At 74.3% G+C, this 23419-nt stretch carries 26 protein-coding genes and 2 pseudogenes; 16 read left to right on the forward strand and 12 right to left on the reverse strand.

The features are described 5' to 3' along the window. The first annotated feature begins 3 nt into the window (after positions 1–3). Positions 4–1059, forward strand: coding sequence for a WYL domain-containing protein (locus AB0D48_RS10805; RefSeq protein WP_362393446.1), 1056 nt, complete (start codon positions 4–6; stop codon positions 1057–1059). 29 nt (positions 1060–1088) lie between these two features. On the opposite strand, the gene AB0D48_RS10810 is transcribed toward AB0D48_RS10805, so the two are convergent. Beyond that, complete coding sequence (locus AB0D48_RS10810; RefSeq protein WP_362393449.1) at positions 1089–2576, reverse strand: hypothetical protein; 1488 nt, start codon at positions 2574–2576, stop codon at positions 1089–1091. 1704 nt (positions 2577–4280) lie between these two features. Between AB0D48_RS10810 and AB0D48_RS10815 the strand changes: the two are divergent. The 7 genes and pseudogenes from AB0D48_RS10815 to AB0D48_RS10845 all read left to right on the forward strand — a co-directional run. Continuing rightward, positions 4281–4340, forward strand: a pseudogene (locus AB0D48_RS10815) (hypothetical protein); the annotation flags it as partial. Between the two features lie 377 nt (positions 4341–4717). Further along, complete coding sequence (locus tag AB0D48_RS10820) at positions 4718–4840, forward strand: hypothetical protein (protein ID WP_362393812.1); 123 nt, start codon at positions 4718–4720, stop codon at positions 4838–4840. 362 nt (positions 4841–5202) lie between these two features. Continuing rightward, on the forward strand, positions 5203–5835 hold the full coding sequence (locus AB0D48_RS10825; RefSeq protein WP_362393452.1) for a hypothetical protein: 633 nt from the start codon (positions 5203–5205) through the stop codon (positions 5833–5835). A gap of 151 nt (positions 5836–5986) precedes the next feature. Next, positions 5987–6562, forward strand: a complete 576-nt coding sequence (locus AB0D48_RS10830) for an SRPBCC family protein (protein WP_362393455.1) — start codon at positions 5987–5989, stop codon at positions 6560–6562. Between the two features lie 139 nt (positions 6563–6701). Further along, positions 6702–7367 (forward strand): GNAT family N-acetyltransferase, encoded by a 666-nt coding sequence (locus AB0D48_RS10835; RefSeq protein ID WP_362393458.1) that lies wholly within the window; start codon positions 6702–6704, stop codon positions 7365–7367. A gap of 107 nt (positions 7368–7474) precedes the next feature. Continuing rightward, positions 7475–7711 carry a hypothetical protein gene (locus tag AB0D48_RS10840; protein WP_362393460.1) on the forward strand — a complete coding sequence of 79 codons (237 nt, stop codon included), beginning with the start codon at positions 7475–7477 and terminating at the stop codon, positions 7709–7711. Then, a complete protein-coding gene (locus AB0D48_RS10845) occupies positions 7708–8178 on the forward strand; it encodes a hypothetical protein (RefSeq protein ID WP_362393463.1) in 471 nt (156 codons plus the stop codon). Before AB0D48_RS10840 ends, AB0D48_RS10845 begins: the two co-directional genes overlap by 4 nt. A gap of 60 nt (positions 8179–8238) precedes the next feature. Here AB0D48_RS10845 and AB0D48_RS10850 read toward each other — a convergent pair whose 3' ends face one another. Beyond that, positions 8239–9615, reverse strand: coding sequence for a DEAD/DEAH box helicase (locus tag AB0D48_RS10850; RefSeq protein WP_362393782.1), 1377 nt, complete (start codon positions 9613–9615; stop codon positions 8239–8241). Between the two features lie 168 nt (positions 9616–9783). Continuing rightward, complete coding sequence (locus AB0D48_RS10855; protein WP_362393466.1) at positions 9784–10302, reverse strand: MarR family transcriptional regulator; 519 nt, start codon at positions 10300–10302, stop codon at positions 9784–9786. A 91-nt stretch (positions 10303–10393) separates the two neighbouring features. On the opposite strand from AB0D48_RS10855, the gene AB0D48_RS10860 reads away from it, so the two are divergent. Together AB0D48_RS10860 and AB0D48_RS10865 are read left to right on the forward strand one after the other, a co-directional pair. After that, a complete protein-coding gene (locus tag AB0D48_RS10860) occupies positions 10394–10762 on the forward strand; it encodes an HGxxPAAW family protein (protein ID WP_362393469.1) in 369 nt (122 codons plus the stop codon). Positions 10763–10967: 205 nt separating this feature from the next. Continuing rightward, positions 10968–11174 (forward strand): cold-shock protein, encoded by a 207-nt coding sequence (locus tag AB0D48_RS10865; protein WP_362393472.1) that lies wholly within the window; start codon positions 10968–10970, stop codon positions 11172–11174. 239 nt (positions 11175–11413) lie between these two features. Here the strand turns inward: AB0D48_RS10865 and AB0D48_RS10870 are convergent, their stop codons facing one another. The 5 genes from AB0D48_RS10870 to AB0D48_RS10890 form a co-directional block, all read right to left on the reverse strand. Continuing rightward, positions 11414–11989 carry a TetR-like C-terminal domain-containing protein gene (locus AB0D48_RS10870; RefSeq protein WP_362393475.1) on the reverse strand — a complete coding sequence of 192 codons (576 nt, stop codon included), beginning with the start codon at positions 11987–11989 and terminating at the stop codon, positions 11414–11416. After that, a complete protein-coding gene (locus tag AB0D48_RS10875; RefSeq protein WP_362393478.1) occupies positions 11986–12339 on the reverse strand; it encodes a DUF1304 domain-containing protein in 354 nt (117 codons plus the stop codon). The genes AB0D48_RS10870 and AB0D48_RS10875 overlap by 4 nt, the downstream gene beginning before the upstream one ends. Before the next feature lie 101 nt (positions 12340–12440). Next, positions 12441–12635 carry a ferredoxin gene (locus tag AB0D48_RS10880; RefSeq protein ID WP_362393785.1) on the reverse strand — a complete coding sequence of 65 codons (195 nt, stop codon included), beginning with the start codon at positions 12633–12635 and terminating at the stop codon, positions 12441–12443. A gap of 20 nt (positions 12636–12655) precedes the next feature. Continuing rightward, the gene (locus AB0D48_RS10885) at positions 12656–13843 is read right to left on the reverse strand and encodes a cytochrome P450 (RefSeq protein WP_362393482.1); all 1188 of its coding nucleotides are present in this window, start codon (positions 13841–13843) and stop codon (positions 12656–12658) included. 130 nt (positions 13844–13973) lie between these two features. Then, positions 13974–14312 carry a thioredoxin family protein gene (locus AB0D48_RS10890; RefSeq protein WP_362393485.1) on the reverse strand — a complete coding sequence of 113 codons (339 nt, stop codon included), beginning with the start codon at positions 14310–14312 and terminating at the stop codon, positions 13974–13976. Positions 14313–14418: 106 nt separating this feature from the next. On the opposite strand from AB0D48_RS10890, the gene AB0D48_RS10895 reads away from it, so the two are divergent. Further along, positions 14419–14688 (forward strand): hypothetical protein, encoded by a 270-nt coding sequence (locus tag AB0D48_RS10895; RefSeq protein WP_362393488.1) that lies wholly within the window; start codon positions 14419–14421, stop codon positions 14686–14688. A gap of 93 nt (positions 14689–14781) precedes the next feature. Here AB0D48_RS10895 and AB0D48_RS10900 read toward each other — a convergent pair whose 3' ends face one another. Further along, positions 14782–15159, reverse strand: a complete 378-nt coding sequence (locus AB0D48_RS10900; protein ID WP_362393491.1) for a hypothetical protein — start codon at positions 15157–15159, stop codon at positions 14782–14784. Positions 15160–15337: 178 nt separating this feature from the next. Between AB0D48_RS10900 and AB0D48_RS10905 the strand changes: the two genes are divergently transcribed. The 4 genes and pseudogenes from AB0D48_RS10905 (at position 15338) to AB0D48_RS10920 (ending at position 18394) form a co-directional block, all read left to right on the forward strand. Next, positions 15338–15694 (forward strand): YciI family protein, encoded by a 357-nt coding sequence (locus tag AB0D48_RS10905; protein WP_362393494.1) that lies wholly within the window; start codon positions 15338–15340, stop codon positions 15692–15694. 58 nt (positions 15695–15752) lie between these two features. Beyond that, positions 15753–16973, forward strand: coding sequence for an RNA polymerase sigma factor (locus tag AB0D48_RS10910; protein ID WP_362393788.1), 1221 nt, complete (start codon positions 15753–15755; stop codon positions 16971–16973). A gap of 100 nt (positions 16974–17073) precedes the next feature. Then, a pseudogene (locus AB0D48_RS10915) lies at positions 17074–17448 on the forward strand (hypothetical protein); the annotation flags it as partial. 376 nt (positions 17449–17824) lie between these two features. Further along, a complete protein-coding gene (locus AB0D48_RS10920) occupies positions 17825–18394 on the forward strand; it encodes a S8 family serine peptidase (RefSeq protein WP_362393497.1) in 570 nt (189 codons plus the stop codon). A gap of 37 nt (positions 18395–18431) precedes the next feature. Here AB0D48_RS10920 and AB0D48_RS10925 read toward each other — a convergent pair whose 3' ends face one another. Continuing rightward, a complete protein-coding gene (locus tag AB0D48_RS10925) occupies positions 18432–19895 on the reverse strand; it encodes a condensation domain-containing protein (protein ID WP_362393499.1) in 1464 nt (487 codons plus the stop codon). Between the two features lie 331 nt (positions 19896–20226). Further along, on the reverse strand, positions 20227–20637 hold the full coding sequence (locus AB0D48_RS10930) for an STAS domain-containing protein (protein ID WP_362393502.1): 411 nt from the start codon (positions 20635–20637) through the stop codon (positions 20227–20229). Between the two features lie 199 nt (positions 20638–20836). On the opposite strand from AB0D48_RS10930, the gene AB0D48_RS10935 reads away from it, so the two are divergent. Continuing rightward, a complete protein-coding gene (locus AB0D48_RS10935; protein WP_362393505.1) occupies positions 20837–21730 on the forward strand; it encodes a hypothetical protein in 894 nt (297 codons plus the stop codon). A gap of 257 nt (positions 21731–21987) precedes the next feature. Here the strand turns inward: AB0D48_RS10935 and AB0D48_RS10940 are convergent, their stop codons facing one another. Further along, positions 21988–23403 (reverse strand): ABC transporter permease, encoded by a 1416-nt coding sequence (locus AB0D48_RS10940; RefSeq protein WP_362393507.1) that lies wholly within the window; start codon positions 23401–23403, stop codon positions 21988–21990. Between the last annotated feature and the right edge of the window lie 16 nt (positions 23404–23419).

The raw sequence follows: 23419 nt of genomic DNA on the forward strand, positions 1-23419 counted from the left end.
CCCGTGAAGGCTGACCGGCTGGTGGCCGCCCTGCTGTTCCTCCAGGAGCGCGGGCGCGTCACCGTCCCCGAAGTGGCAGCCGAACTCGACGTCTCGGAGCGGACCGCACGGCGCGACCTGGAGGCATTGGCCGCGGCCGGGATCCCCGTCTACTCGCAGCGCGGCCGCGGCGGCGGCTGGTCCCTGGTCGGCGGCGCCCGCACCAACCTCACCGGCCTCACCGCCGACGAGATCCGGGCCCTGTTCCTCGTCGCCGGCCCCCTGGCCACCACCCCCGAACTGCGCACCGCGCTGCGAAAACTGGTCCAGGCCCTGCCGGCCACCCTCCGCGGCGGCGCCGAGGCCGCCTCGCGGGCCGCGGCCGTCGACGTCAAGGACTGGTCGCGCACTCCCGTCACCGCCGACGCTCCCCACCGCGCGGCCCTCCAGCGGGCAGTGGTGGACGCAACCCGGATCCGCCTCGGGTACGCGGGCGTCGGCAAACCGGCCACCGTCCGCGCGGTCGACCCGCTCGGCCTCGTGGCCAAGGCCGGAGTCGACTACCTCGTCGCCGGTACGGAGAAGGGGCTGCGCACCTTCCGCCTCAGCCGGGTCACCTCGGTCGAGCCGACCGGCGAACCCGCCCACCGGCCGGCAGGCTTCGACCTCGCCACGGCCTGGCGGGAACTGGCCGGGGCCATGGAGGAACGGCTGTACGCGGTGACCGCCCGAGCCCGCGTCGACCCCGGGGCGGTGGCGCTGCTGGCACGGCTGTCCGGCGGCCGGCTGCGCGTCGGCGGGCCGCTGTCCGACGGCTGGACGGAAGTGTGGGTCGACGGCCCGGCGCCGAGGGCGCTGGCCGCGCACCTGTCCGGGCTGGGAGCCCGGATCGAAGTGCTCGAACCGCCGGAGGTACGGGAGTGGCTGGCCCGGCTGGGCGCCGAACTCGCCGGCCTCTACGGCCCGCCCCGGGACGACGGACGGTTTACGGACGACGGCCCGTCCCGGGGCGACGGACGGTTTACGGACGACGGCCCGTCCCGGGGCGACGGCCCGTCCCCGGCCGACGGCCCGGGGTGACACGCCGGACAGGAGGCCCGCCGCGGCGCTCAGCCGACGGCCGGTACCGCCGCGGCCAGCCCACCGCCCGCCGCGAAGTGCAGCCGGTCCAGCCGGGCCGCGTACGGCCAGCCCGCCGCCCGGTAGAAGCACAGGTCGCTCGGGATCGGTACCGCCCGCAGATCGGCGGCGTGCGTGCCGGACGGCAGTCCGGCGGCCGCCGCGAGCAGCGGGTCCGCCGATCCCGCCCATTCGCCGACCGGGGCGGGCCGCGGCCACGGCTCCCCGGTGTTGGGGAACAGCCACCGCGTGTCGCGGGAGACGCGGCCCGCGAAGTCGGGGCCGTCCACGGCCTGTCGGGCCAGCCGGGCGAAGGTCAGCAGCAGGTCCGGCAGGGATTCGGCGAGCAGGGCCAGCTCCGGGTACTCCCGCAGCGCCTTCGCCTCGGCCGGCACGGAGACGGCGTACCCCCACCGGTCTGTCTCCGGGTCGACGCGGATCTGGAGGAGCGCGGGGCTGTGCCCGTACCCGATCCGGGCCAGCGGCCAGTACGTGCCGTCGCCGCCCAGCATCCGGTGCACCTCCGGGTCCACCTCGTGCTCGGGGGCCCCGGGCAGCAGCCGCAGCGCGGGCAGACCCGCGATCGCCACCGCGCCGATCTCCCGCAGCACGTCCCGGACGTCCTCCGGGACGGGAACGGCCCAGCCGTCCATGGTGCGGTCGTCGACACCCGCGCCGAGTACGACCAAGGAGGGGAACTCGGCTGCCAGGGCCAGCAGTTCGGCGACCGCACGGTGTGCGGCATCCGCCGGCGGGCGGTGCCTGCGTACCGGCCGCCCGAGGAAGTCCCCGCTCACCACACTGCGCAGCAGCAGCGCGCGGCCGTCCCCCACGATCCGGTACTGGACCTCGCTGCTCCCGGTGTCGGCCGTGTTGTGGGCGGTGGAGTAGTACGGTTCCCAGCCCACCGCGCACGGATAGCCGGGCAGGCCGCGCAGGTCGACGAGATCGGTGAGCGAGTCGCCGCGCCCGACGAGCGCGGCGAGCCCGGTGTCCGTCCCCTCGGCCACCTCGACGGTCGGGACGGCCGGTACGAAGTGCTTCGCGGTGGCCCGGTCCACCGCCCCGTCGGCGAGCCGCTGCGTGAAGCCGGCGAGCCAGCCGACGAACTCCGGGGCCTCGACCGTGACGTCCGGGTCGTCCCCCCAAGGACGCACGGCCACGACCGGCCCCCAGCTGGAGCAACCCACGCCCACGACCAACGAGCCTTCGCCGAAGTCCAGTTCACCGAGATTCCAGCAGCCGTCCGCGAACACCGCGCGGCCGCGCGGCCCGAAGCGGTACTCGTGCTCCTCGCTCTCCAGTCCGCCGATCTCCCGCAGCACGACCCGGACGTCCTCCGGGACCGGGACGGCCCAGCCGTCCAACTCCGCGTCGGTGAAACCGTCGAACAGCTCGACCTCGTCGGGCCGTTCCCGCGCCAGCTCCCGCAGCGCACGGACGACGGCCGCGGCCGCCTCCGGTCCCGCGTCGTTCATGTGCCCGCTCCCCGAGTCGTCCGCCGTGCGGCTCCGAGGGTATCCGCCGGTCGGGCCGGGCGGGACGTTGACGACGGGGTCCAGTGACAGAGGGTCACGATGGAAGGCGGCACCGTGCCGCGGGCCGCCTCGCACAGTGACGTCATGTCGTACGTACGCTGCGGCGACGCGGGGCGGGACTTGGCTTTCGCCGACGGGCGCTTGTGGGGCTTGGCCTGCGGTGCGGGGCGGGCGGGCTTGTGCGGCCTGGCGGTCCGGGCCGCCCGGTGCGCAGGCTCCGGGGCGGCGGCGGGTACCGGCTCCGCCGGTGCGGGCTTCGGGGGCTCCGAAGTTTCCGAAGCCTCCGGGAGGTGCCCCAACGGCAAGGCGGGGACGGGTGGTTGGCGGGGCTCCGTACGGTCCGCCGCGGGCGCGAGACGCGGGGCCTCGGGCGGGGCGGCGGGATGCACGGTCACGCATCCGCTGGCCATGGCGAGTGTGGCAAGGGTCAGGGGCAGGGCCCGGCGCAGCTGCATCCGCCCACCCTGCCGTACAGGGCGGCCGGGAGCCGCACCGGTCACGCTGATGGGTGAAGTGTGCGGCTGCCCGCTGCCCGCTGCCCGCCGCCCCGCCCCGCCCCGCTCGGCCCGTCCCGCCCGGCCCTCCGGACAGGGCCTGGCTCTGGCTTCGGAGTCAGGTGGCAGGCGGAGGGGGTGTGCGAGGGGCCGCGGCTAAGGGGGCCGTCGGCTGGACGCGTTGCCAGGTCCGGTCAGGCGCGCCAAGGGCGATCCAGGCCGTCCAGGACGCCGCGCCGTGGGCCGGGCCGGCCAGGACCAGCGCGCGGTTCACGTACGCGCTCAAGGCCATCGCTCCGAGCACGGTGAGCGGCCCAGCAGGCGAGCACCGAGCCGGGTGCCGCGCACGAGGGCGCACAGGCCGATGAGGGCACAGGAGCCCACGCCCGCGTTGCCGAGCGTCTCCAGCGGGGTCTGGCTCCAAGGGCGGCCGCGAGGAGCCGGTCCCACGAGGTGCGGGGACGGCCCCGTACTGCCCGCGCAGCACCTCGCGTACGGGATCGGCGGCGGCCACGGCCTCCGGGTGGTGGCGGGCGATCGCCTCCAACAGCCGGTCCCGGGCGCGGAACACGCGGGCGGCGGGCCGGGCGGCCGCCGTACCCCACACGGCCATCCGCCCGGCCGCCGCCCGCTCCCGGACATCAACAGGGGACGGTAGCGCCGCGTCCAGCCTTCGGGCAGGTCCGCCAGACGGGTCCGCGCACGGCGTCGACTGCGGCCGGCGGGCAGCGGGCCAGCCGACCGGAGCGGCCGTCCGGCAGGCCGCGGTACCGGCGCGTTCCATGGATCTCCGCTGCCCGGTGACGTGGTCGGACCGGCGGGATTCATGCCGTCGGTCCGCCTGCGGAACGTAGCAAGGAGCGCATAACGAGGTAATAAGGAGGTATAGGGGCGGCAAAGTGCAGGAGGCCGGGGTCCGCCGTAACCAGCCGGCCGCGCCCGCTGTTGCGCAGCCGGCGGGTCCGCCCACGGTGAACCTGGTTCCGATGCCGCAGCTGACCGACGAGGCCATGCCCGGCCAGGACGGGACCGGGTCCGACGACTATCGGCGGGCGGGGACCCGGATGACCCCGGGGCGTACGGCACCTCGCGCGCCGCCGTGTGGACCGGAACCGTCGTCCCCGTCACCGACGCCCACGGCCGGGTGCTCGTGCAGAGCGTCGAGTACCGGTCCGACCGGCTGCTGCCCGGCGGCGCCGTGGACGCGGGCGAGGCGCCGTCCGCCGCGGCGGCCCGCGAGATGCGCGAGGAACTGGGCGTCGACGGCCGCTACCCGCCCGGCCTCGCCATCGACTGGATCCCGGCCGGCACTCTGAGTTTCCCGGCCGGGATGCGGTTCCCCGGCGAGATCCTCCACGTCTACGACGGCGGCATCTGGAACCAGGACCGGATCGACTCCGTCCGCCTCCCTGCCCCAGGAGATCACCGGCACCCACTTCGCCGAACCGGCCGACCTGCCCGCCCTGACGGACGCGGGCGAGACGCCCGCCGCACACTGGCCGCGCTGCGTGCCAGGATCAACGGCTCGGGACCGCCCTGCTGGAGGACGGCCGCCCACCGTGCCCACCGCTCGCGACCGGCTGGACCGTGCTGCGCACCCGCCGGACCGCGCAGCACGGTGCCTGGCACGCGGGCCCGGGTCCCGCGCACCTGCCCGTACGGGACCGCTCGGCGTGGTTCTTCGCCCCGACGGCCAGGTCCTGGTCCTGATCGCCCGCGCCACCGGCGCCGCCACCTCCCGCCTCCGACGGCGGCCCCGGCCGTCGGGGCCGTCCCGCTCGGCCACCGGTACGGCGACCAGGGCGCCACGCCCGCACCGCGGCCCGCCTCACCCCGTGGGCGGGGTGCGAGGCGGGGAGGGCACGGAGAGGCGGACGCGGGCGGTGCGGACCGCCGCTGGTTCGTCGTCGCCGGGCCCGGCCCCATTCGCTCAGTTCGCGGACCTGTTCGGGGGTGGCCAGCAAGCGGGCGCGCTCAGGGGCCGCGGCCGGCGGAAGCCCGAACTCCCGGAGGTCGGCACCGGCTGGTGAGTGCGACCACCGTTGTCGGTGCCGCCTCTTAGCGTCGACGGCATGGGATTCACCAGTGCCTGGTCGATCAGCGGCCACGAGGACTCCGTCATCCGGGAGCTGGCGCCACGCATAGCGGTGGCCATCGACGCCGACCGCGCCTGCCCGGACGCCCGCCGTCGGTGGGCGCGGTGGCAGAGCGCCCCGCTGCCCGACCACCGGACGTGGTGGACCGATACGGCTCACGACGAGGCGATCCGCTCGTTCCTGGAGCTGACGAGTCCGGGTCGTCACGTCGACTACCTGTGCAACGGCACCGCGGACCCGGAGTTCCACCTTGCGGACGACGTCTGGGAGCACCTGTCGGAACCGGCGGAGATGTTCGTCTCCGTCCAGCGGAAGGACTACGCGGTCACCGCGCTCTTCCACGCCATCGGGCCCCGGCGTGCCGCCCTGCTGCCCGGCTGGTGCGGGAACTTCCTGCTGACGGCGGCCCAAGTACGGCGGGCGCTGCCGCAAGTGGAGCGGGCGCTGGCTTTCACGCCGGGGGAGCGGGAGCGGGCGCAGGAGCAGGAGCAGCACTGGCTGGACCGGCCCGACGGCGAGGAGGGCGTCCTCGACGGGCCGCTCCGGGCCTGGCGCGCGGCCGCGCGCAACGGGCTCGGGTTGTGCGGGGTCGCGTTCCACGTGATGTGAGCCGGGTGCCTGGGTGCCTGGGTGAGGGTGTCCGGGTCCCCGCCCCGCGTCCCCGCGTGCCCGCGGCCGTCGGGACGGCAGGACCGGCCTCGTCCGCCGCCATGATCGGGAAATCCGGCGTCCGCGGTCCGCGGTCCCGCAGCATGGGGCCATGAGCGACAGTGCGATCACCTACACCCTGTACATCCAGGCTGATCCCGACCGGGTCTGGCAGGCCCTGACCGATCCTGCCCTCACCCGCCGTTACTGGGGCCTGAGCTTCGAGACCGACTGGGCCGTGGGCTCGACGATGGACTGGGTCGAGCGCGGAGCCCGCACCAGCGATCCCGAGCAGGTGGTCCTGGACTGCGTCCCGGACCGCCTGCTCTCCTACACCTGGCACACCTTCACCCCGCAGTGGGCGGCCGCCGTCGGGATCGACGAGGAACTGCGGGCCGAACTGGCCGGGGAGCGGCGCACGAAGGTGACGTACGAGATCGAGCCGGTCGGCGACGCCCTCGCCCGGCTGACCATCCTGCACGAGGGCTTCGAGCCGGGCGGCACGCTGATCGGCATGTGCGGGCGGGCCTGGCCCATGCTCGCCTCAAGCCTCAAGACCCTCCTGGAGACGGGAGCCCCGCTGCCCGAGCCCGGGGACGGCACGGAACAGGGGTACGGCGGACACGAGGCGTACGAGACCCGTGAGACCCGCGGAACCGCCGGCCCCGGCGAGCCCGGCGGCGGCTGACCCGCGGTACGGAGAGCCGGTGCGGCCCGCTGGGCACCGTTCCGGCTCTCCCCGCCGCCGTCCCCACCCCCGCCCCGCCCCAACACCCCAGGACCGCGCCTGAGATCATGTGCACCGACCACGAATCAGGAGCACAGACATGGCACGCGAGCACGGCACGGGGCGGACCCTGGTCGAGATCCTGGACGCGGCGGCGGACGGCCGGTTCCCGCCGCCCGACGGCGGTACGACCGTGGTGCCGCAGGAGAGCAAGCGCGACGCGGGCGTCATCGCCTTCACCGCGCACTCCGTGGTGTTCACCGACGAGGACCCGGACTGGGTACGGTCCACACTCGCCGCCCTCACGTGCGACGCCCTGGCCGCCACCATGAACGCCCGCTTCCTGGCCGCGCTGCTGGACCGTACCGGCCGCACCACCGACACGGTCGACCTGCTCACCGTTGCCGGCCCGCTGCCCGGCGAACCCCCGCTGCCGCTGCGCGAGATCGACGATCCCGACCACCCCCGGGTGCGGCGGGCCCTGCACCGCCGCAACGACGTGCGGGTCTGGGCGGCGGAAGGGGGAGTCCTCATCCTCGGCCGGGGCGTCGCGGGCCGCTGGGAGACGGCGATAGAGGTGGACGAGGACGTCCGCCACCGGGGGATGGGGCGGGACCTGGCCCGCGCCGCCCGCCACCTCGTCCCCGACGGCCGGCCGGTCTGGTCCCAGCAGGCCACCGGCAACGCCCGCAGCGTCCGCGCCTTCCAGGCCGCCGGGTACCGCCCGGTCGGCGCGGAGTCGCTGATGCTGCCTCCCGCGGGCTGAGCCCCGATAAGGCTCCCGACGGCACCCTGACCGCCGGCCGCCGACGGCGGTCGTGTGGAATGGGTGCCATGGGGAGAGGGAAGAGGAAGCAGCGGCACACGGCCGGCATGCCGCAAAGCGTGCTGGTCCTGCCCGCGGCAGGCGGCTGGGCCCGGCCCGTCGCCGGCGTCGGACGCAGGCGGCCCGATCCGCGCACCGCCGGTGCCGCGCAGGCCGGGGCCGGTGCGGCCGTGTCGGTGACGCGGACCGCACACCGCCACCAGGGGCTGACGGCCGAGACCGCCCGGGAGCCGTTGTTGGTCGGTGTCCGGCCGGGCCGCGTTCGTGAAGGCCAGGCGCGATGAGCCGTCCCGATGCCGGCACGCCGCCCGAGCACTGGCGGTACGGGCGCCACCTGGAGTTCCTGGCCGTGGCACCGGGGGAGTCCGCGGAAGCCGAGGCGGTGGCGGCGGTGCTGCGCGATCCCGATCCGGTGATGGCCGAGAGCGCGGTGGTCACCCACCTGAACCGCCGGGCGGCCCGGCTGCTGGCCGACGAGGGCTTTCCCGCCTGGGCGCAGGCGATGACGGCCGCGCTCGACGGCCGCGCCTTCCCGCAGCGGCGGCTGCGCGAGTGGACCTTGCTCAAAGCCATCACCCGCGGTGAATCCTGGTCCGCGGCGGAGCTCACGGCCGCCTCCGACTGGTGCCAGCGCACCGCCGCCCAGTCCCTGACCTCGTACGATGCCCTGTGTCTGCTCGCCGCCGAGGCCCGCACCCGCCGGGTCCGCAACGCGGCCGCCGAACGCCTGCGCCGCCGCACCCTGGCCTGACCGGCCTGACCGGCAGGTCGGGACGTCGGTGCCCGCCCCGACCCGGGTCGGGCACCCGCGTCAGAGGCCCTTGCGCACCCTGGCGGCACGCCGGGCCTCGGCGGTCTGCCGGGCCTCGATCGTCTTGCGGGACTCCTTGCCCTTGCCCGGGCGGCCCGGGCGGGTGCCCATCCCGCGGAAGCCGAGGTCAGACCCCGAGGGCCTGCCCTTGGCATCGGTCGGCGCGGACCCGGCCAGCGGCACCCCGGACGGCGCCTTCGCGCCGGTGATCCGGCTCAGGGCCGCCTCGCCGGACCGCACCTGCGTGATGGTCGGCCGGACCCGGGCGTCCGCCATCAGCCGGACCATGTCCCGTCGCTGGTTCGGCGTCACGAGGGTGACGACCTTGCCGGACTCGCCGGCCCGGGCGGTGCGGCCGCCCCGGTGCAGGTAGTCCTTGTGGTCGGCGGGCGGGTCGACGTTCACCACGAGGTCGAGGTCGTCGATGTGGATGCCGCGCGCCGCGACGTTCGTCGCGACCAGGACGGTCACGGCCCCGCTCTTGAACTGCGCCAGGGTCCGGGTCCGCTGCGGCTGCGACTTGCCGCTGTGCAGTCCCTCCGCCCGTACGCCCATGGCCCGCAGGTGCTTCACGAACTGGTCGACCCCGTGCTTGGTGTCGAGGAACATCAGCACCCGGTTGTCGCGGGCGGCGATCTCGGTCGCCGCCGAGATCTTGTCGGCCGCGTGGATGTGCAGCACGTGGTGGTCCATCGTGGTCACCGTGCCCGCCTGCGGGTCGACGGAGTGCGAGACCGGGTCCTTCAGGTACGTGCGCACCAGCTGGTCCACATTGCGGTCCAGGGTCGCCGAGAACAGCATGCGCTGTCCCGCGTGGTGCACCTGGTCCAGGATCTCCGTGACCTGCGGCATGAAGCCCATGTCGCACATCTGGTCGGCCTCGTCGAGCACGGTGATCTTCACGCGCTCCAGGTGGACGTCACGCCGTCCGACCAGGTCGCTCAGGCGCCCGGGGGTGGCCACCACGACCTCGGCGCCGGTGCGCAGCGCGCTCACCTGGCGCCCGATGGACAGCCCGCCGACCACCGTGGCCATCCGCAGCTTCAGGGCCTCGGCGTACGGAGCGAGCGCCTCGGTCACCTGCTGTGCCAGCTCGCGCGTCGGTACGAGGACCAGCGCCAGCGGGCGCTTCGGGTCCGCCTGCTGTCCCGCCGTACGTGCCAGCAGTGCCAGGCCGAAGGCGAGGGTCTTGCCGGATCCGGTCCGGCCGCGGCCGAGGACGTCCCGGCCGGCCAGCGCGTTGGGGAGCGTCGCGGCCTGGATGGGGAACGGCTCCTTGACCTCCAGCGAGGCCATGGTCGTCACCAGCTCAAGGGGCAGGTCGAGCTCGGAGAACGACTCCACCGGCGGCAGCGCCGGATTCTTCGGCTCGTGCATCGTGAACTCGCCCTGCGGCCCGATGCTCCGGGGGGTCTTGCCGCCGGACTTGGCTCCGGCCTTGGCACCGCCCTTCACACCGAAGCGTCCGTGAACTGACGGGTTCCTCATGCAGGACCTTTCGAAACAAGGAAGAAGATGGTCAACCGCCCATGGTACCAGCGGCGCCTACCGCGGCCCGGCGTCCGGTTTCCCGTCCGGTCCTCCGTCCAGTTCCCCCGACCGCACCTGTGCGCAGTGCGCGCGGACCTCGACCGCGGCGCGCTCGAACCAGTCGGCGATCACGGCGATCTCGTCAGGGGTGTAGTCGGCGAACAGGGCGCCGAGCCGGTCGTAGAACGGCTGGTAGACGGCGACGACCCGGGCGGCGGCCTCGGGCTCGGCCACCACCCGCACCCGGCGCCGGTCCGCGGGGTCGGGTCGGCGCCGCGCGTACCCGGCGCGTTCGAGGCGGTTGAGCACCCCGGTGACGGCGCCCGTGGTGAGGTCCACCAGCTCGGCGAGGTCCCCGGCGGCCAGCGGGGTGTCCCCTGCGCCCAGGATGTGGCCCAGGCAGGTCAGGTCGGTGACGTTGAGCCCCAGCCGGTGCGCCACCTCCTGCTGGCCGACGATGCCCAGGGCGACGTACTGGTCCATGCGCGCCATCGCCTCCGCGGCCGTGGCCGGGGGGCGGGTCTTGCCCTCCACGCTGATACTCCTTAGCATCTAAGTTACTTAGCTCGTGAGATAAATAAACCTTTCCCCGAGCGTACTGCCGACCGACCGACCAAGGAGAACCATGAGCGCGCACGGCCATGTCGATCTCGGCCACACGGTGGCCGGCTGGACCGGTACCTCCCTGGCCCTGCTGGGCTTCGCCGGCGCGGGCGCCGCCGTGTGCGCGGCGTGGACCCCCGGCATCAGGCTCGGCCTCGGCATCGTCGCCGTCGCCGGGGTCGTCACCTGGCTGCTGCACCTCGCGGGGTGGGGCAAACCGAGCGGGCCCCGCCCCGAGGCCGAGTGGCACTGGCGCACCCGGGACACTGCGGCGCACACGGGCCACGCCGACTGCGTGGGCTGCCGGGTCGGCGGACCGGGGCGGGCCCGCGCGGCAGCCCGTCACCCTCGATCCGCCGCCTCGCTGCCCGCCGCGGAGGGCAGCGCATGAACACGCGGGTGACGTGCTCCCCGTATGTGGAGGGCGCCTTGTGCGGGGTCGCCGGTCCCTCGAATCACCGACAGGGCGGGCAGAAGTTCGAATGCGCGTCACGCCCCGGTTGGCCGCGTCCAGCGTGTGGTCCGCGGGACCTTTGGGCAGGATCGAGACGGCCGCGTGTGCGGCCCGCAGTGGAACGTTGAGAAGGATCAGCCAGATGGCAACAGGCATCGTGAAGTGGTTCAACTCGGAGAAGGGATTCGGGTTCATCCAGCAGGACGACGGCGGCCCGGATGTGTTCGTGCACTTCTCCGCCATCGAGACCACCGGCTTCAAGTCGCTGGAAGAGAACGCGAGGGTCGAATACAACGTCACCCAGGGCCCCAAGGGCCCCCAGGCCGAGCGGGTGGTTCCCCTCTCGTAGTCCGCTTCACGAGCAGAGCCCGTGACTCGGGAGCCCCGCCGGTCCGAACCGGCGGGGCTCTCGGGGCTCTGGCCCAAGAGCTGTCCCGTAATCCCTGGCGGGTCAGGCGCACGGCGTCGGATGCGGTGCATCCCACGGCGGAGGGGCGCCCCCGTACCGGGCGTATTCGGGCGTTCCGACAACGCGGCGAGGGTGCCGTAGCCGGCGTCGTGCGCCCGCCGGGGGTTACGGGACAGTCCTCAGGCGCGATGGAGGGCCAGCAGTAGCCGCCAGAGGTGGTCCGCCAGTTCGGTCGGATCCGCCGGGATGGCGTCGTGGAGCCAGTCCGCGAGGACGCCGGTGAAGGCGGCGGCGACCGCCGAGGCGACGAGCTCGGAGTGCGGTGCGCCCGCCGCCGTGCGCTCGGCGTGCGCGCGGGCGCGCAGTTCGTGGTGGAGGCGGTCGCCGAGCGGGCCGCCGCCGCCCGGGAGGAGCAGTGTGCGGTAGAGCGGCGCGCGGTCCGCCGCGTCCGCCAGGAAATCGGCCAGCGCGGCGGGAGGCCGGGCCGGGGGGAGCGAGCCGGGCCCCGTCTGCCAGGCGTGCAGGGCGTCGACCGCCGCGTGCACCACATCCGCGCAGGCGTCCACCGCGAGTGCGGTGAGGTCCTCGTAATGGAGGTAGAAGGTGGCGCGGCCGACCTGCGCCCCGCGGACCACGGCCGAGACGCTCACCTCGGCGAGCGGCCTGCCCGCGCACTCCGCGAGCAGACTCTCGCGCAGTCGCGCCTTCGTCCTGGCCGTGCGCGGGTCCGGTGCGCGCGAGTCCTGGGGACTCACGCGGTCAGCAGCGCCGCGCCGAGAGCGAGCGCCCCGGGCAGGGCCTGCGCGACGAGGATCCGGCGGTTGGCGGTAGCGGCCCCGTACACCCCGGCGACGATCACGCAGACGAGGAAGAAGACCTGCGTGGCTAGCGAGTCGATGACGAGCGCCCAGACCAGGCCGGCGGCGAGGAACCCGTTGTAGAGGCCCTGGTTGGCGGCGAGGGGCGCGGTGAGCCGGGCGGTGTCCGCGTCGAAGCCGTGCAGCGCGCGCCCCGGCGGCCGCTGCCACAGGAACATCTCCAGCACCAGGAAGTACAGGTGCAGTGCGGCCACGAGGCCGGTCAGGATCTGAGCGACCGTGTGCATGGCCGCCTCCACTTCTCGGGGACTGGGGCTGGGGCCGGGACTGAATTTCCTGGACAACTGTACAGGAAATCCAGTCCGGCCTTACAGCCCCGCCGGCCGGGTCAGTCCTCCCGGACGGAGATGGCCGAGACGGGGCAGGCCCGGGCAGCCTCCCGGACCAGCGCGCTACCGGCCCCGTCCGCGCGGCCCGGGAGCAGCTCGCTGAACCCGTCGTCGTCCTGGGTGAACACCGCGGGCGCGGTCAGCGCGCACTGGCCCGCGCCGATACAGACGCCGGTGTCGATGTCGATGCGCAGTCGCTCGGCCGACACGGCCCTCACCACGCCACGGGGAGTTCGACCATGCCCTGGATGGTGTCGCCGGGCTTGAAGGGGATCCGGTCCGGCTCGGCCGCCAGCCGCAGTCCGGGCAGCCGCTCGAAGAGCGTGCCCAGGGCGATCTCCATCTCCGCACGGGCCAGGTTCTGGCCGAGGCACTGGTGGATGCCGAAGCCGAAGGCCAGGTGGTGCCGGGTGGGCCGGTGCCAGTCCAGCGCGTCCGGCTCCTCGAAGACGGAGTCGTCGCGGTTGATGACGGAGGTGGAGAAGACCACCCCGTCGTCGGCGCGCACCGTCACCCCGCCCACGTTGATGTCCTCGGTCGCCACCCGCAGCATCCCGTCCGCGATCGACAGGAACCGCATCAGCTCTTCCACGGCCGAGGAGATCAGCGTCGGGTCGGCCCGCAGCTCGGCCAGCTGCTCGGGGTGGCGCAGCAGGGTGAACGTACCGAGCGAGATCATGTTGGCCGTCGTCTCGTGCCCCGCGACCAGCAGGATCACGGCGAGGGCGACCAGTTCCTCGACGTCGACCTCGCCCGTCTCCAGGCGCTGCGCGATGAGCTCGTCGAGCAGCCCGTCCCCGGGCTCCCGGCGCTTGTGCTCGATCAGGCCGACGAGATAGTCGTCCAACCGGCGACGGGCGTCCTCCACGTCGGCCGGCTCCGGGCCGCGCAGCAGCCGCCGCGACTGTCCCTCGAAGAACTCGTGGTCCTCGTACGGGACTCCGAGCAGGGCGCAGATCACCATCGAGGGCACCGGCAGGGCGAAGGCGCCCACCAGTTCCGCCTGCGTGCCGCCCGCCACCATCTCGTCGATCAGCCGGTCCACGGTCTGCTGGATCCCCGGCCGCAGGGCGGCCGTCCGCTTCAGGGTGAAGCCGGGGATCAGCATCCGGCGCTGGGTGTTGTGCTCGGGATCGTCGACGCCGAGCAGCGCGGCGCGACGGATCTGCAGCCCCTTGAACCGCCTGGTCGGCGCCGGGAAGGCAGCGTTCCGGCGGTCGGCGGAGAGCCGGCCGTCGGCGAGCAGGGCACGCGCCTCGGCGTGCCCGGTGACCACCCATACGGAGCGGCCGTCGAAGAGGGTGACGCGGGAGAGCGGCCGGCTCTCCCGCAGGGGTTCGTAAGCGGCCGGTGGGTGGTAGGGGCAGGTTCGGTCCTGAGGGAAGGCAACGGTCTCTGACATGGAGCACCTCGCAAGCGATGGTTCCGTCTCGCCGGACTCCATTACATGCCTAAGGCACCTATCCCACCTATGCCACTTTCAGCCAGATCACCCGAGTTCGCCCACAGGGCCCAATCGGCTGACCCGGTCCTCAGAGGTGGGCGTCGAGGAACGCCCGGAACTCCTCGCGCGTCATCGGCCCGGCCTGGCTCGCGACCGCCTCCCCGTCCTTGATGAGCACGGCGGTCGGCGCGCCGGTCACGCCGTAACGCCTGGTCGCCTCCGGGCAGCGGGTCATGTCGGTGCGGACGGCGGTGAACCGCGTCCCGTACTCCTCGGACAGCTCGCCGACGACCGCGTCCATCGCCCGGCACGCCTCCAGGGCCTTCGGCCAGGTCCCGCAGAAATAGGCGAGAACCGGCCCCGGTGCCATGGAGAGGATGAAGTCGAACTCCTGGTTCTCCAGTGGCTGGTGTACCCGACGTGCCATGCGATCCGCTCCTCGCTCCCACGCCGCCCGCGACCGGGAGGCGGTTCCCATCATCGCCGCTGCGCGCGGGGCCCGATTGTCAGTGGTCCCTGTGAAGCTGGGAGGCATGGACGACAGGATGCTCCGGCGCCGGGTGTACGGCGCCGACCACGACGACCCCGACCCCGGCCCCCGCCCCGGCCACGTCTACGGCGAACTCGTGGGCGGTCCCCTCGACGGGCTCCTCCTCGACATCACCGGCTGGAGTGGCCCGCAGCTCGAGGAAGAGGCCCGGCTGCCCACGGAGATTGGGCGCTACGGGGCGGGCGGCCGCGCCCACTACCGCCGCCGGGCGGGCGACCCGGGGTGCTGGGACTGGACGGGCGACAGCCGCTGACCGGATCCGGACGGGTCGGCGGGTCGTCGGGTCGTCGGTTCAGCGGGTCGGCGTCAGCGGGTCAGTGGGCAAGCGGGTCACTGGGGCAGCAGGTCAGTGGGCCGCGGCGTCGCGGCTCACCTTCCCGGCCCACAGCACCAGCGGGACCTGGAGCGGCAGCCGGGCGAACGCCGCGGCGCGCACGGCGGGGGAGCGGCGGCGCGCGTCGACGGCCATCTTGACGTTCGCCGGGAAAACGCCGACGAAGAACGCCGCCGCGGCCAGCGCCGCAGCCTTGCGGGTCCGCGGATGGGCAATACCGGCGGCGAGGGCGAGCTCGGCCACCCCGCTCGCGTACGTCCACTGCCTCGGGCTGCCCGGCAGCGAGCGAGGGACGATCGCGTCGAACTGCCGGGGCGCGGCGGCGTGCGCGACCGCCGCCGCGGCCAGGAGACCGGCGAGCACGGCCGGGGAGGAAGGCGTACGCGGCATGGGGGACCTTTCGGAAGCGGCCGGGGCCGCGATCCTACTCGCGAGTAGGGGCGTGCCGGATGGCCGCTCCCGAAAATTCTCCGAAGAATCTTCGAGGAGCTGTCGATCCGGGCGCCTCCCGTTCGACGCAGGGGTGAGAGGCGGGGAAAGCCCCGCCGCTTCCGACCGAGGAGTCACCATGCCGCGCTTCCTGACGATGATCCGCATCGACGAGCAGAACCTGCCCCCCGAGAACTTCCCGCCCGAGTTCGAGCAGCGGATGGGCGCCCTGCTGGAGGAGATCACCAAGGCCGGGGTCATGCTGGACACCGCCGGACTCCTCCCCACCTCCGAGGGGACCCGGCTCAGCTGGTCCGGCGGGAAGATCAGCTACACCGACGGCCCGTTCACGGAGACCAAGGAGGTCGTCGGCGGTTACTCCCTGACCCAGTGCAAGGACAAGGCCGAGGCCATCGAGTGGACGAAGCGGTTCCTGGAGATCCACCCGGCGGAGTGGAACGTCAGCGCCGAGGTCCGGGAGATCCAGGAGATGTGATCCGCGCCGCGTTTGCCCTGCCACGTCACGGCTGCTCTGATGGGTGGCCGTGACGGCAGTGAGTGCGGCCCAGGCGGTCGAAGCGGTGTTCCGGATCGAGTCCGCGCGCATCATCGCGGGTGTCGCCCGGATCGTGCGGGACGTCGGCATCGCCGAGGAACTCGCGCAGGACGCCCTCGTCGCCGCGCTCGAACAGTGGCCGCAGTCCGGTGTCCCGGACCGGCCGGGCGCCTGGCTCATGGCCACCGCCAAGCACCGCGCGGTCGACCTCGTGCGCCGCAAGGAGACGTACGCGCGCAAACTCGCCGAGGTAGGCCGGACCCTGGAGGACGCACCACCCCCCGCCGACCCGGCCGACCCGGACGACATCGACGACGACCTGCTGCGCCTGATCTTCACCTCCTGCCATCCGGTCCTGGCGACCGAGGCCCGGATCGCGCTCACCCTGCGCCTGATGGGCGGGCTGACGACCCAGGAGATCGCCCGCGCCTTCCTCGCCTCCGAGGCCGCCGTCGCCCAGCGCATCGTCCGGGCGAAGCGGACCCTGGCCACGGCCGGCGTACCGTTCGAAGTCCCGTACGGCGCCGACCGCGAGGCGCGGCTCGCCTCGGTCCTGGAGGTCATCTACCTGGTCTTCAACGAGGGCTACTCGGCCACCGCCGGCGAGGACCTCGTCCGCCCCGCCCTGTGCGAGGACGCCCTGCGGCTGGCCCGCGTACTGGCGGCCCTGATGCCCAAGGAGCCCGAGGTGCACGGGCTGGCCGCGCTGCTCGAGTTCCAGGCGTCCCGGATGGCCACCCGAACCGGCCCCGACGGGGATCCGGTCCTGCTCGCCGACCAGAACCGGGCCCGGTGGAACCGCATGCTCATCCACCGGGGCATCGAGGCCATGCGCCACGCCGGCAGCGGCCCGTATTCCGTACAGGCCGCGATCGCGGGCTGCCACGCGGCGGCCGTTCGCTACGAGGACACCGACTGGCGCACGATCGCCGCCCTGTACGGAAGGCTCGTCACGCTCGTCCCGTCCCCGGTGGTGGAACTCAACCGGGCGGTGGCGGTGTCGATGGCCCAGGGACCGGAGGTGGCGCTGCCCCTCGTCGACGCGCTGGCGCGGGAACCGGCCCTGCGCGCCTACCACCTGCTGCCGAGCGTACGGGGAGACCTGCTGGAGCGGCTCGGCCGGCCGGCGGAGGCCCGCGCGGAGTTCGAGCGGGCGGCCTCCCTCACCCGCAACGCGCGGGAACGCGCCCTGCTCCGCCGCCGCGCGGCCCGGCTCTGACCGACCGGCACAGGCCGGGAGCGCACTCTTGTGCCCTCGCACGGGAACGGGGAATCTGACGCCCCACACCCGGTCGACGAAAGGTCCAGGTGCACCGGAGATGACCCCCACCAGACGCCTCCCGAGGCTGCTGCCGTCCGCCGCCCTGCTCGCCGCCGCCCTCCTGCCGTTGGTTCCCGCCGCAACCGCCGCAACCGCCGCAACCGCCGCAACCGCCGCAACCGCCGCAACCGCCGCAGCCGCCGCCGCAGCCGCCGCGTCCGCCGACGCCGCTCCCACCGCCGGCTTACAGCTCGCGGGACCCGCCGAGACGGCGGTCCCGGACGGCTGGATCGTGACGCTGAAGGAACCCGCCGCCGGTGACCGGGCCGTCACCGAACTCCTGGCCGGGGCGGCGGGCGGCGGCGCGCGGCTCGGCCACGTCTACCGGTCCGCGCTCCACGGATTCTCCGCGCGGATGAACCGCGCGCAGGCCGCCCGGCTCGCCACCGACCCGCGCGTGGCCCGGGTCCAGCAGGACACCATGGTGGCCCTGGACGCCACAGCGCGGGCCGTCCCCGCGGCTCCGGACGCCGGCCAGCCGGGCGCCCCGTGGGGACTGGACCGCGTCGACCAGCGCCGGCTCCCGCTCTCCACCACCTACACCTACCGCACCACCGCCCCCGACGTGCACGTGTTCGTGATCGACACCGGACTGCGCACCACCCACACGGAGTTCGGCGGCCGGGCCACCGTCGGCACCGACACCGTGGGCGACGGCCGGGGCGGCGAGGACTGCAACGGACACGGCACGTACGTCGGCGGGATCGTCGCGGACCGGACCTACGGCGTCGGCCAAGGAAGCCCGGCTGGTGGCCGTGCGCGTCCTCGACTGCCAGGGATCCGCCACCGCGTCGGGAGTCATCGCCGGCATCGACTGGGTGACCGCGCACGCGGTCCGCCCCGCCGTCGTGAACATGAGCCTGGGCGGAGCCGCCAACACCGCGCTCGACAACGCCGTCCGGAACTCCATCCGCTCCGGGATCACCTACGCCGTGGCGGCGGGCAGCTCCGGTCGGCCCGACGGATCCTGTGCCACCTCGCCCGCCCGGGTGGCCGAGACGCTCGCGGTCGGCGCGAGCGACCGCCTCGACCGCCGGGCCTCGTCCTCCCACTACGGCAACTGCGTGGCCCTGTTCGCGCCCGGCGTCGCCGTCCCCTCGGCCTGGAAGGACGGCGACACCGCCACGGCCACCCTCAGCGGCACCTCGGCGGCCACCGCCCACACGGCCGGAGCCGCCGCCCTCCACCTCGCCTTCCGGCCGGGGGACACTCCCGCGCAGGTCAGCCAGGGCCTTGTCGCGAACGCCACGTCCGGCGTGCTCCAGGGCACCCCGCCGGTCGAGCCGAACAGGCTCCTGTACACCCTGTACCTGCCGTAACGAGCTCCGGTAGCGGCCGGCCGGGCCCGGTCCCAGGTCAGCCGCGCCGGGCGAACGCGGCGACGTCGAGCGGCGTTCCCACGGGCCGGCGCGGCGCGGTCAGCGCGACGGGCCGGCGGAATCCGCCCGAGCGGGCGATCTCCTGGACCGTCAGGCGCAGGGCCTCCTGGAAGTCGCCCATGGTGCGGCGGGCCGCGGCGGTGTCCACGTACAGGGAGTTCATGTGCAGTCCGTCGGCGTCCCGCTGGAACCACGAGCAGGCCCCGTTGGCCCGCGCCGACCACACGTGGGTGGCGGGCCGCCATTCCTCGTGGCGTTCGGCGCCCTGGCACTTGCGCATGTCGATGTACGAGAAGAAGTTCACCGGGTACGGCCACGAGCGGGCGGCGAACTCCTCGGGCGCCAGCAGCTCCCACGCCCGGACGAACGGCACGTCGACATGGCCGATCATTTCGGAGAATCCGGCCCGGACCGCGGCCATGACCTGGGCGAAGTCCCGGCCTGGGGAGGCGTCGAACTCGATGGGCATGGTGTTGACGAACCAGCCCACCGAGTCCGCCCAGCCCTCCCGGCCGCGCTCGCTGACCGGCATGAAACCCCGGTAGACACCGGGGCCGCCCGCCTCGCGCAGGCACACGGCGACGGAGGCGAGTACCCCCATGAACGGCTTGCCGCCGACCGTCAGGCAGGTCTTCTCGAACACCTCCGCCTCGCCCGCGTCCAGCAGCAGGGAGGCCTCGTTGACGATGGGGTACATCCGGCCCGGCTCCACCCCGAGGTCGAGCGGGAAACGGGGGAAGAACTCGCCGCCGCGTGCGATGAACTCCTTCCAGTAGTCCAGGCGTTCGTCGCGGGCGTCGATGGACAGGTAGCGGCGCCGCTGCTCGTCGGCGAAGTCGAGGTAGCTGGGGGCGACCGGCGGTAGCCCGCTGGCCTCGTCGCGGCACAGGGCCTCGTACGCGGTCAGCACCTCGTGGACGACGATCGGCATCGACATGCCGTCGCACACGATGTGGTCGAAGGCGAGATAGACCGTCGCGGAGTCCTCGCGCAGGACCGCGCCCATGGTGAACAGCGGCCAGGACAGCGTGTCGATGCTCCGTGTGAACCGCTCGACGAGGAACCCCCGCAGCAGCTCGGAGGTCTCGAAGCTGCCCACGTGCTCGGCTTCGAGGGCGAGTTCGGCGGGGTCGAAGGGCTCGCAGGCCAGTTCCCCGGCCAGCCGCCGGAACGCGCACCTCAGTACCTCGTGCCGCTGCACGAAGGCCAGCAGGGCCTGCGCCAGGGCCGGTTCGTCCAACCGCCCGGCCACTTCGAAGGTGACCGCGATCCACGACGCGACGGGGTCGTCGGCGGCCCGGCTCTCCTCGGCGACGGTGAAGTGCTTGTCCTGGTTGAAGGACGCCTTCCTGCCCGCCGTATCACCCGGGCCGTCGGGCTCCGCCGCCGCCGTGGACCGCAACCGCCACTCGACCACTCGACCGGGTGCCACTTGGTGCATTTCCAGAGGAAATTGCCGCATACCGTCATCCCTTCGCCCCCGAGTCGACCCCCAGGCCCTAACGACCCCCGACCCGGGGAAGTGACGGAATCCGGCCCGGCGGCTGTCCCTCAGGCGCCTGTCCCCGTCCCCGTCCGATCGGCGTCGTCGCGGCGGCGCACCCGGAGGTCCTCGGCGGCGGGGCCGACGGTCGACGCGCACCACGTGGTGCGCCGGACGGACCCGGCCGGGGCCGGTCGCCACCCACGACCCGGCCGTGTCGGACCGGCCGACCGGGTCGTGGAACTGCATGACGGCCGCGACGCCGGCGGACACCGCGTCGACCGGGCGGCTATTCCCCGGGCGGGACCCGAGGAGGGGGATGGACCCGGGCCGCCACGGTCAGCAGCAGGCGCAGCGCGCGGGAGGTGGTCGCCAGCTCCACCCGGCCGCCGGTCAGGGCCCATCGGTCCAGCACGTGGAGCAGCGCCGAGTCGCAGAAGGTGACCCGGGCCGCGTCGAGGACGAGCCGGCGGGCCCCGCGGGCGGCGCCTTCGTCGAGGAGGCCGTACAAGGGGGCGCAGGTGTAGTGGTCGAACTCCCCGGCCAGGCTGACGGCGAGGGCACCGTCACGGAGTGTGGCCCGTATGCGGGGGAGGGGGTCGGGGCCGGCCTCCACCGCCGGCTGGGTGAAGGTCTCGCGGGAGGCGGCGGCCACGGCCGGAACCGGGGCGGCCACCGCTGCGTGTATCGGGGCGTCCATAGGAGTGCGCATGGCTCCTCCAACGGGTTCCGCCCCAGGTGGGAACGGGCAGGGATGGTCATTCACCCGCGCGGGCCGCGCCACTGGCCCGTTCCGGCGATCTTCGTCCCGCAGCCGGGGGACCGTGTGGGCCGACCGGCGGCGCGCTGGGCCCACACGGTCCCCCGTCCACGGGCGACGATGACGGAGAGTGGGCGTCGTGGATGTGGACGAGGTCATCGACGCCCTGTACGCGCTGCCCCCGGCGCGGTTCACGGCGGCGCGGGACGAGGCGGCGGCCGACGCGAAGCGGGCCGGGGACCCGGCGGCGGCGAAGCGGATCGCGGGGCTGCGGCGGCCCACCATCGCGGCGTGGACGTCGAACACGCTGGTCCGGGCGAAGCCGGCGGAGGTCGAGCAGTTCCGCCAGCTCGGGCAGGCGCTGCGGGCGGCGCACCGGTCCCTGGACGGGGAGCAGTTGCGCGATCTGTCCCACCAGCAGCACGTGGTGATCGGGGCGCTGGCCCGTGAGGCGCTGCGGCTGGCCGACGAGGCGGGGAACCCGGTCTCGGAGACGGTGCTGCGGGAGGTCGAGCAGATCCTGTACGCCGCCCTGGCCGATCCGGCAGCGGCCGAGGCCTGGGCCTCGGGCCGGCTGGCGAAGGCGCCGGCCCTGCCGACGGAGTTCCCCGGCGTCGACGCGGACGCCGTGCCGCCCGTACTGCCTGCATCGCCCGTACCGCCCGTACCGCCCGAGCCGACCGCCCGGCCCCGGGCCGCCGAGCGGCAGCCCGACCGCCGGGTGGAGGCTGCCCGCGCGGCCGCTCAGGAGGCGGAGTGGGCCGCCACCGCGCGCGAGGACGATCTGCGCCAGGCCGAGGAGGCGCGGCAGCGGGCGGTCGAACAGGCGGCCGCCGCGGAGGCCGAGGTGGACCGTGCCCAGGCGGCCCGGGAGCTCGGGTACGCGGCGGTGGCCGAGGCAGAGGAGCGTCACCGGGAGGCCGTCCGGGCGGCCGCGGAGGCCAGGAAGGCGGCGGCCGCAGCCGGCCGGCGGCTGCGGGCCCTGACGGCCGGGGAGGCCGGTGAGGAGACCGGCGGCGCCGAGGACGACTGACGGGCATGCCCGAGCCCGCCGGCCTCGGAGGCACGGCGGGCTCGGCGGGTCCCGGAGGTCCGGCCGGCTCTGCCGGAGCGGCGGGCTCGACGGCGGGCTCGACGACGGCGCGGTCCGGCAGGCTCGCCGGGCTGGGCGCCTCCGGAGGCCCGGGCATGCGCGAGTTCGTCGGTCCCGGAAGTCCGGCCGGCCCACTGGCTTCGGCGTGGGTCCGGCGCGCTCGGCGACCCGGCGGCCTCGGCGGATCCGGCCGCGCGCTACTCCGTGTGCAGCACCGAGGCGATGGTCATGCGGGCCGCCGACCGGGCCGGAACCAGCGCACCCAGGACGGCGATCGCCACCCCCGCCAGCAGCATCGCGGCCAGCTGCGGAGCGTGCCACACGTCCTTCATCGACTCGGGGAAGGCCACCACCCCGACGTGGTCGACGACCAGCCGGTGCGCCACGATCCCGAGCGGGATGCCGAGCAGCCCGCCGGCCAACCCCAGCCCGGCGACCGAGGTGACCGTCATCACCACCACCTGCCGCGGCGTCATCCCGATCGACTTGAGCATGCCCAGGTCCCGGCGGCGCTCTCGGGTGTTCAGCAGGACGGTGTTGAAGACCCCGAGCGAGGCGACGAGGGTCAGAGGCACCGTGAACACCGTGGAGAACGTGACGACGGTGGTGGTGCCGGCGTTCCCCGAGTCCGACACCGACGCGCGCAGGCCCGGGTCGAGGGCTTCGACCGCCTCCGTGTAGGCCCGCGCGTCGGCGCCGGGAGCGAGTCGTACCGAGTACTCGCCGGCGCGGACCTCCGGTGCCAGTCGGGCGAGGGTCTGCCAGGTGGCCCCCAGGGCCCGTGCGTTGCCCTCGATGAGCTCACCCACCACGGTCGCGGAGACCTTGTTTCCGTTCAGCTCCAGAGCGACCCGGTCGCCGACCTTCAGCCCACGCTCCTTCAGGAATGACGGGCCGGCCACGACCTCGCCCGCCGCGGCCGGTGCGCGGCCCTTGACGATCGTGTCGGCATACACGGCATCGTCCCCGCGGTAGAAGTCGGCGGAGACGGGCTGGCTCTGCCCGACCAGGTTCGCCTGGCAGAACGCGCGGGCCCGCACCCGCGTCGCGCCCGGGAGCGACCGCAGCCGCTCCTCGATCTGCGGGTCGCCGAGCAGCGGCGGGGTCCGGTCGTTGCCCGGGCCCCCGGCCTCCACCTGGATCCTGGCGCCCCCGTCCCCGCGGCCGACGTCGCCGAACGCCACCATCGTGGTGGTCAGCCCGGTCGCCAGGGTCACCGTGGTGACACCGAGGACGATGGCCGCCATGGTCAGCAGCGTGCGTGCGGGGCGGGCGAAGGGCTGGCCCAGGCCCAGGCTGACCGGGCGCGGCAGCCGGGTGAGGGCGAGCACGCGCTGGGCGCGCCGCCCGCGCCCGGTCCGAGGCGCGCCGCCAGCGCTGATCGCCCGGGCCGCGGGCAGCCGGTGCGCCCGCAGGGCGGGGGCCGGCGCGGCCAGCAGGACGAGGGCGGGCATGCCCAGCAGACACACCACGGACACCCACGGGCCGATCTCGCCGAGCGACGCCCGGCCGGTCTCGATGCCGGTGAACGCGACCTTCAGGATCGGCCCGGACAGCGCGTTGCCGAGCAGGGTGCCCAGCACGCAGCCCACGACGGCCGGGACGGAGACCATCGTCAGGTAGACGGCG

It is taken from the genome of Streptomyces sp. NPDC048269 (genome assembly GCF_040652395.1).
Classification (GTDB): domain Bacteria; phylum Actinomycetota; class Actinomycetes; order Streptomycetales; family Streptomycetaceae; genus Streptomyces.

Coding starts and splice junctions, on each gene's coding strand:
- AB0D48_RS10930 (WP_362393502.1), bottom strand. CDS start 20,637: ATGGACGCCCCGATACACGCAGCGGTGGCCGCCCCGGTTCCGGCCGTG.
- AB0D48_RS10830 (WP_362393455.1), top strand. CDS start 5,987: ATGAGCGACAGTGCGATCACCTACACCCTGTACATCCAGGCTGATCCC.
- AB0D48_RS10885 (WP_362393482.1), bottom strand. CDS start 13,843: ATGTCAGAGACCGTTGCCTTCCCTCAGGACCGAACCTGCCCCTACCAC.
- AB0D48_RS10825 (WP_362393452.1), top strand. CDS start 5,203: ATGGGATTCACCAGTGCCTGGTCGATCAGCGGCCACGAGGACTCCGTC.
- AB0D48_RS10860 (WP_362393469.1), top strand. CDS start 10,394: ATGAGCGCGCACGGCCATGTCGATCTCGGCCACACGGTGGCCGGCTGG.
- AB0D48_RS10895 (WP_362393488.1), top strand. CDS start 14,419: ATGGACGACAGGATGCTCCGGCGCCGGGTGTACGGCGCCGACCACGAC.
- AB0D48_RS10850 (WP_362393782.1), bottom strand. CDS start 9,615: ATGCACGAGCCGAAGAATCCGGCGCTGCCGCCGGTGGAGTCGTTCTCC.
- AB0D48_RS10835 (WP_362393458.1), top strand. CDS start 6,702: ATGGCACGCGAGCACGGCACGGGGCGGACCCTGGTCGAGATCCTGGAC.
- AB0D48_RS10865 (WP_362393472.1), top strand. CDS start 10,968: ATGGCAACAGGCATCGTGAAGTGGTTCAACTCGGAGAAGGGATTCGGG.
- AB0D48_RS10845 (WP_362393463.1), top strand. CDS start 7,708: ATGAGCCGTCCCGATGCCGGCACGCCGCCCGAGCACTGGCGGTACGGG.
- AB0D48_RS10875 (WP_362393478.1), bottom strand. CDS start 12,339: ATGCACACGGTCGCTCAGATCCTGACCGGCCTCGTGGCCGCACTGCAC.
- AB0D48_RS10810 (WP_362393449.1), bottom strand. CDS start 2,576: ATGAACGACGCGGGACCGGAGGCGGCCGCGGCCGTCGTCCGTGCGCTG.
- AB0D48_RS10890 (WP_362393485.1), bottom strand. CDS start 14,312: ATGGCACGTCGGGTACACCAGCCACTGGAGAACCAGGAGTTCGACTTC.
- AB0D48_RS10840 (WP_362393460.1), top strand. CDS start 7,475: ATGCCGCAAAGCGTGCTGGTCCTGCCCGCGGCAGGCGGCTGGGCCCGG.
- AB0D48_RS10905 (WP_362393494.1), top strand. CDS start 15,338: ATGCCGCGCTTCCTGACGATGATCCGCATCGACGAGCAGAACCTGCCC.
- AB0D48_RS10925 (WP_362393499.1), bottom strand. CDS start 19,895: ATGCACCAAGTGGCACCCGGTCGAGTGGTCGAGTGGCGGTTGCGGTCC.
- AB0D48_RS10940 (WP_362393507.1), bottom strand. CDS start 23,403: ATGGTCTCCGTCCCGGCCGTCGTGGGCTGCGTGCTGGGCACCCTGCTC.
- AB0D48_RS10900 (WP_362393491.1), bottom strand. CDS start 15,159: ATGCCGCGTACGCCTTCCTCCCCGGCCGTGCTCGCCGGTCTCCTGGCC.